The organism is Bacillus sp. AY3-1 (assembly GCF_008368785.1).
Classification (GTDB): domain Bacteria; phylum Bacillota; class Bacilli; order Bacillales; family Bacillaceae_G; genus Bacillus_A; species Bacillus_A wiedmannii.
Genome location: NZ_QORZ01000007.1, coordinates 54544 through 61450, shown reverse-complemented (window position 1 = coordinate 61450; position 6907 = coordinate 54544). Strand labels below are relative to the sequence as shown.

Here is a 6907-nt window from a genome sequence, read left to right as displayed (position 1 = left end):
TTAAACAAAAAGAGATTGTAGTTTGGTTGAAACCAAATTACAATCTCTTTTTTATTCCCTTTATCGTAATACCTAATAACTCGTCCAAGCATTTACAACCAATCATCATCTCAAGTTATTTTAGTCGTAATAAGCTGACCAGCTTCATTAATCGTTACTTTCCATTTCGCTCCACTAGCAGTCTTCATAATGATACCTTTACTTGCTTCTATTTCAATATCTCCAAACATTCTTCCACCAGTTGTCGCTAACCAAGCATTCCCATTTTCCATCGAAGACCTTGCAAACATACGATTAATCCGAAAACGTTTATGGTCTTGAGAATAACCACTCAATGTAATTCTTACTTTATATAGTTGACTCGCCTTCATATTCGATATAATTGTATCGCCTACATTTAATGGAACATCCGATGCAACAACCCAATTTCCAGTTGCACTTAATGCATATTCAATTTTAATTTTCTTCGGGCTCTCTCCCCATCCAAAATACATTCCAAAACAATTTAACATTTTGATTGGATTTTTCGTAAAATCTAGCTCAATCACAACTGGATTACTATCTGGAACATCGATATAGTTTACACTTTGTTCATCTATTAAATTGAAGCAATTTGCAAGATTCCCCCCATAAGGTAATTTCCCACTAACTTGCTTAACAGTATACTTTTGCTGAGCGTTTACTAAAATATCATCTTGGTTCCCTATTAAATGTGGTTTATTTAACGTAATCGGTAACTGAATTCGAAGAGATTCTTCATAGGTAGACGTACAAACATTGTATTGCCCTTTATCTACAATAGTTGTGGAAAGTAAATTTGAAAAAAGGTAGTTACGATGTGAATTAGAAGAAAATTCAATGACAATCTGTTCACTACTCATCCGGTACGTATCCCAAATCATACAATCAAATGTATTATAGGCACCCGTACAACGAATGACTTTTTTCGTTTGCTGTCTACATTGCACTTGAATATCCTTAAACGTATTTCCTGAACTTTCATTTGGTAAATCACTGTTTCCATCAACTTCTATCCCATACTGACATCCATCAATAAATATAGATTGAAATACATTTGCGTTAATCCAGCAAGGTGTATTTATATCATCTATATATTCTGTCTTCAAATGTATTGCAGTTTGAAAGTTTTTAATTTGAATAAAGTTAACTTGAAAGAAACTAATATAATCCCATGCTTTTTGACAATAAAAGTGTATAGCCTTACCTTTATATGACGACGTTGCATTTATTATATTAATATTTGATATAAGAGAGTGATTAGGAACTTCTATTTGTTGTGAACCGGAAACATAAATGACAGCAGATTGAAACACTGGGTTTATAACTTGAACTGTACCACCTGTAATAGACGCATTTTGTTGCAGTTCAAACGCATTAAAATCTCCATCAATTTGCAACGTAACAGTAGGATCTAGCTCTAATCTTACATTTGATTTAATAACAATCGGTTTTACAATTTTGTACGTATTTATCCCTGTAATTCTAACCGTCGAAATTCGGTTCGCTACACAATAATTTATAGCTTGTTGAATTGCTAATGAGCTATCATTCCCTGAGTTCGGAACTGCACCAAAACAATCAATATGGACACTATTTTCTGGTGCACAATCTTCTTGGGAAGAAATATATTCTGACAAAATAAATTCACTCCTCATATTACCTTTTTCATATAATATGTGAGTTTTCTCTTAAAAGTTTCTCTAATAAAAAAAACAAACGACTTGCACGGTCATTTGTTTAATTCATATATACTTTTCGTTTCTTCTATCATTTTAGTTAATGAGAAATATCTCTCTGCTTTCTCTCGTGCTTTCAGTCTAATACCATTCACCTTTTCCTCATTTCCTTGTAGTTCCTCAAGCGCACTTGCAAACCCTAATTCACAATATTCAGATACCAAAACACCTGATTCTCCATCTATTACCGCTTCATTTATTCCGCCAACATCTATTGAAACAATCGGTGTTCCTGTAGCCATTGCTTCAATTACCACCATTGGAAACACTTCACGAAAAGATAATAAAAGTAGGGCATCCATATTTCCTATAAACCTATGCGGCTCTGAAATATTCCCTAACATCTTTACACTTTGCTGCAATCCATACTTTTCTATTTCTTTCATAATAGATTCTTTTTCTGGTCCATCACCAGCAATATAAAACAAAAAGTCATCTCTTTTTTTTAACACATTTGCAATTTTTACAAATAATTGATGGTTTTTCTCCTTGGATAGTCTTGCTAATATCCCTATTTTATAAATAGATTCTGTCTTTTTCTGCTGGAATAAAAACTTTTCAATATCCACACCGTTATAAATTGTCTTTATTTTCTCTTCTGCTACATGCATTGAAATTAAATTATTTTTTTCAAACTCACTTACTGTAATAATATTATTCACATATTTATTTATAAAATAACGAAAAAGAGTTGGTATTTTCTTTTCTAATATCGTTACATTATGTTTCGTATACACGACTTTTATCTTTTTTTTCATGAACTTTTGAATTGAAAAGGCATATAATACCATTCGCAAACTATTTGCATGAATAAGTTCTATCTTTCGTTTACAAATCTCACTTCGTAAGTAATGAATATTTCTCAAATGATTCCATCGACTAAGTAACATGAAATTTTCTTTTCTAGTAAGAGACTCATATAGTTCTCCATCACCTGCAGCTGTATAAACCGTAAATTTCTCATCACGCAAATTGCTTTCCAATTTACAGAAATAACTCTCGGCTCCTCCAGTTATCAATTTATCTGTCATCAACAATATATTCATAATTGCGTCTTCCCAACTACATTGATTTTATTTTTTCTATAGGCATGATAAGCATACTTACTAAAATAGTAAAGGATTTGCACAGCATTAAGTCGCTTTTGTTCCCTTAATAATTTCCAATAACGAAAAGCGGCTCTAATTTTATTTCTCGAAACAGAATTTGCTACAATTCTATACTTCGCTAACACTTGCTGTATCCCTTTCGCTTCATGTCCTTCATGTAATAAGTTCAGCCATAACGCTGTATCTTCCGGCTGTACACTAGGCATTTCAATATGCGGAATTTTTTCACGATCAATCATTACTGTTAAACAACCGATAATTGTATTTCCTGCCAAACAATGATAGTCAACAAATTTTGGTACATCCACTTCACGATTTAGTTCATTACTGTTTTCATCGATTAAACTATACGATGCATATGAAAAGGCCGCATTCATTTCTTCCATAAATAACAATTGCGTCTTCAATTTATGAGGCAACCATATATCATCGCTATCTAAAAAGGCAATATACCTTCCTCTCGCCTCTTCAATCGCTATATTCCGAGCTTTAGCAGCACCAACATTTTCTTTTAATGATAATAATCTAATACGTGAGTCTCCTTCTATTATCTCTTTAATTTTTGCAAGAGATTGGTCAGTTGAAGCGTCATCAACGATAATCATTTCCCAATCTTCATATGATTGATTCTGTACAGATAAAATCGTCTCACCTATAAATCGTATACTATTATAAGAAGGTGTTATTACAGAAACATGAGGCGCCTTATTATGTGCTGATAGACATTTTACCATCTACCTTTCCCCTTCCTTCATATATTGAAATGTACTTCACAACCATTGCTAAAAATAAAAAGAACGCTTCGTTAATAATAAGTGACAATGACATCATCTGAAATAAAAATGCAATTATAGTCAATAAAAGGTACGGTTTTTCACGAAACAAAGTATACTGCGTTAACTTGAACATTAATATGAATAAAAAAGCGCTATATAAAAGAAAACCAATTGTACCTGATTCAGATAAAATTTCTAAAAATGTATTGTGTACATATAACTTTTCATTGAATTGAAACTCATAATAATTCGAAAAATTAAACGCACCGATTCCGATATATGGATTGGATAAATAATATTTAAAAGCAGCTTCCCATAATGTAAATCTACCACTACCATTATCGTGCGAAAAATCAGAAATTCGTTTATTCAATATGTCATCCAATTGGCCACCCATTACACTATTTGATAAACTAAAAATCACTACACCAAATAATAGTAAACTTATCATTATTTTTATTTTTTTTGCAAAACTAGATGTACATATATATACAAAAACGACAAGCATAAGTGCTAATATCCCTCCTCTTGAAAAAGTTAATAAACTTGTCGTAACACATAAAATCAATCCTATAATGTTCGTCATATTATGTAGATTTGTCATATAATACATAAAAAATATTGTATTATAAAAAATAAAAATGTTAGGATCATCTAGCAAACCAATTAATCTTGGATACCCTCTATCAACTAATAGTCCAGCAAAAATTTCTCTCTCTTCTCCACCGTATAATCCAAAGTGCTGTAAACCGACTATATAAAGTATTAGGCTTACAACATTAAATACGAATCCTACATAGACGATAGATGATTCGAGTGTTGCTATTTCAACATTTCCTAATAAATTTCTCATTATAAAATAACACCCTAAAACAAGTAGCACACCAAGAATCATACGAATACTAGCGTTTAAATATATAGAAAGAATTCCACTCAAACAATAGATGAAATAAAATAGTAAAAATACAACTTCATGAAAATATAGCTTTTGAATATGAAAGTTTTTAATTGTTAAACAAAAATATATAACTAAAAAAATCATATATATCTTCAGCGAAAATCCAATATATATGTTGTATTTACTTAACATGACAAATAATATTAAGAGCATAATCCATTTCATCGATATCTTTATATTATTTTCCATAGGCTATATCCCCTGTTTCGTAATATAATCCTTTTTGCGTGTTTTTCTTATAAACGAAAGAAGAAGTTTTTTCAGCTCGTAATCATATAGGAATATACCAACTAATACGATTAACGTATTCAGAATGAGCGCAATGAAATGATATGTGTGCAATATATATTGCACTCCAATAAAAGTTACGCCAAAATAAATTGTATACGGTATTACAATTTGGAATACAATTTTTTTCTTCACTACACTTACCGCTATATACCCAACTAAAGCCACAATTTCAAATAAAACCATAGCGTAAGCCGCTCCTATCACTCCACCAATACTACTAAAGCTATAAAGCATAATCCCACCTATCACTAATGCTATACATTGCACCACCGTTCTTTTATTTTGACATCCACTCGTTGTTAAGCCGTCAGCTATAGCAATATTTAAACTTTGCAGCACAATGAGAAATGATAATATTTGGAGTGGCTCTACTGCATTTCTCCATTCCTCCTGAAAAAATATAGAAATAAAGTATGGCGCTAAATGATATAAACCTATCGTCATACATATTCCCACAATCGCCATTGATTTTATTTGAAGTAAGTTTAATTTCGTATGCTCTTCTAAATTATTCTGATTATAATGCTTAAAGAGTACTGGATAAAATGCACCTGCAATCACCCCTGGCACTTGATATAAAGCTGCTGGCATCCGATACGCCACTGCGAAAACACCTACCATACTTAATGGCAATGTATAGTTAAGTAAGATAGGTGCTAATTGTGGCGTACTCATTATTAAAAAACCACTAATAATAAAAGGTGTCAATTGCCAAAATAACGCTTTATGAATTACGACCTTCATATTCATACTCGTCTTTCTTTTCATTACATATATGCTGAATACACCACCAATCATATAACCAAATCCATATAAACGAGCAGTTATATAAACTGGTAACTCTCCGAAAATACAAAAACATGTAATGATAATGACAACTGCCGCTGATACAACTTTAATAAGCGCTATATACTTCATACGCTCCGTCAGCTGAAAGTAGGCAATCCCTATATTTTGCCAAGTTAATCCTATTAACATGAAAAACATTACGTTTATCATCATATAAATCAAATTTCTATCCGCATACATATAATGAATAGCAATATAGCCGATTATAGAAATAAAAATAAGTAGAATCATCCTTACTTTTATATACGACGATAAAATTGTCTCTAAGTCTACTCCATCTTTTGCCCCTTCTCGAAGAAATGTATTCGTAAGTCCTAAATCTGTAAAAAATAACATAACAAACGTCACTGCTATAGCAACACTAAACATCCCATAATTTTGTGCATTAAAAAAATTTGCTAAAGCAATTAAACTCACAGCTTGAAGAAGATTAGCTAAAATTGTGCTATAAAATAGATGGATAATATTATTTAAAATAGATCTACCCATACCGGCTCTCCTTTGCAAGCAACCTACTTACATATATTTATCTTGCACCATTACCGTTCAATACTATTAAAACGGTTTTACATAAAATCCGAATGTCCATCTTAATCGTTTTCATTTCAATATACTCCATATCCAATTTCAACTTTTCTTTCGGATCAAGATTATATCCTCCATTTATTTGTGCCCATCCTGTTAACCCTGGCTTCACTATTAAACGATCCTTGAATTCTGGAATATACGTATCAAATTGTTTATAAAAATACTCTCTCTCTGGTCTTGGTCCGACAAAAGACATATCACCTTTTAAAATATTTAAAAGTTGCGGTAACTCATCAATTCTCGTTTTCCTTATAAACGATCCAACTTTAGTAATTCTTGGATCATTTTCATTTGCCCATTGTGGTCCATTTATTTCAGCATCTTTTACCATCGATCTTAATTTAAATACATTAAACTTCCTTCCATTAATCCCTAAACGTTCTTGAAAATAAATTGGAGCTCCTGCTGTTTCGAAAGCAATCATAATACAAAAGAACAACATAATTGGTAGCGTTAATAGTAACAATATGAGTGAAAATATAATATCAAACAAGCGCTTTATACTTCGATTCAAAATACTGGTCTTTTCTTGAGCCGGAATCGTATACAACTTGGCTTGGTTTGTTTCACGAATCATAG

Annotated in this window: 6 protein-coding genes; all 6 read right to left on the bottom strand. The window is 31.6% G+C overall.

Annotation, left to right across the window (positions count from 1 at the left end):
• Window positions 1–110: 110 nt before the first annotated feature.
• The gene (locus DN389_RS04010) at window positions 111–1658 is read right to left on the bottom strand and encodes a glycoside hydrolase family protein (protein WP_060489679.1); all 1548 of its coding nucleotides are present in this window, start codon (window positions 1656–1658) and stop codon (window positions 111–113) included.
• 92 nt (window positions 1659–1750) lie between these two features.
• Window positions 1751–2803 carry a glycosyltransferase family 4 protein gene (locus DN389_RS04005; protein WP_060489677.1) on the bottom strand — a complete coding sequence of 351 codons (1053 nt, stop codon included), beginning with the start codon at window positions 2801–2803 and terminating at the stop codon, window positions 1751–1753.
• The gene (locus tag DN389_RS04000; RefSeq protein ID WP_087985579.1) at window positions 2800–3600 is read right to left on the bottom strand and encodes a glycosyltransferase family 2 protein; all 801 of its coding nucleotides are present in this window, start codon (window positions 3598–3600) and stop codon (window positions 2800–2802) included. The genes DN389_RS04005 and DN389_RS04000 overlap by 4 nt, the downstream gene beginning before the upstream one ends.
• On the bottom strand, window positions 3575–4789 hold the full coding sequence (locus tag DN389_RS03995; RefSeq protein ID WP_088062742.1) for an O-antigen ligase family protein: 1215 nt from the start codon (window positions 4787–4789) through the stop codon (window positions 3575–3577). Before DN389_RS03995 ends, DN389_RS04000 begins: the two co-directional genes overlap by 26 nt.
• Window positions 4790–4792: 3 nt before the next feature.
• Window positions 4793–6229: an oligosaccharide flippase family protein gene (locus DN389_RS03990; RefSeq protein WP_141555023.1), complete on the bottom strand. Its 1437-nt coding sequence runs from the start codon at window positions 6227–6229 to the stop codon at window positions 4793–4795.
• Between the two features lie 37 nt (window positions 6230–6266).
• Entirely contained in the window at window positions 6267–6905 is a 639-nt protein-coding gene (locus tag DN389_RS03985; RefSeq protein ID WP_000617656.1) for a sugar transferase, read from the bottom strand.
• Between the last annotated feature and the right edge of the window lie 2 nt (window positions 6906–6907).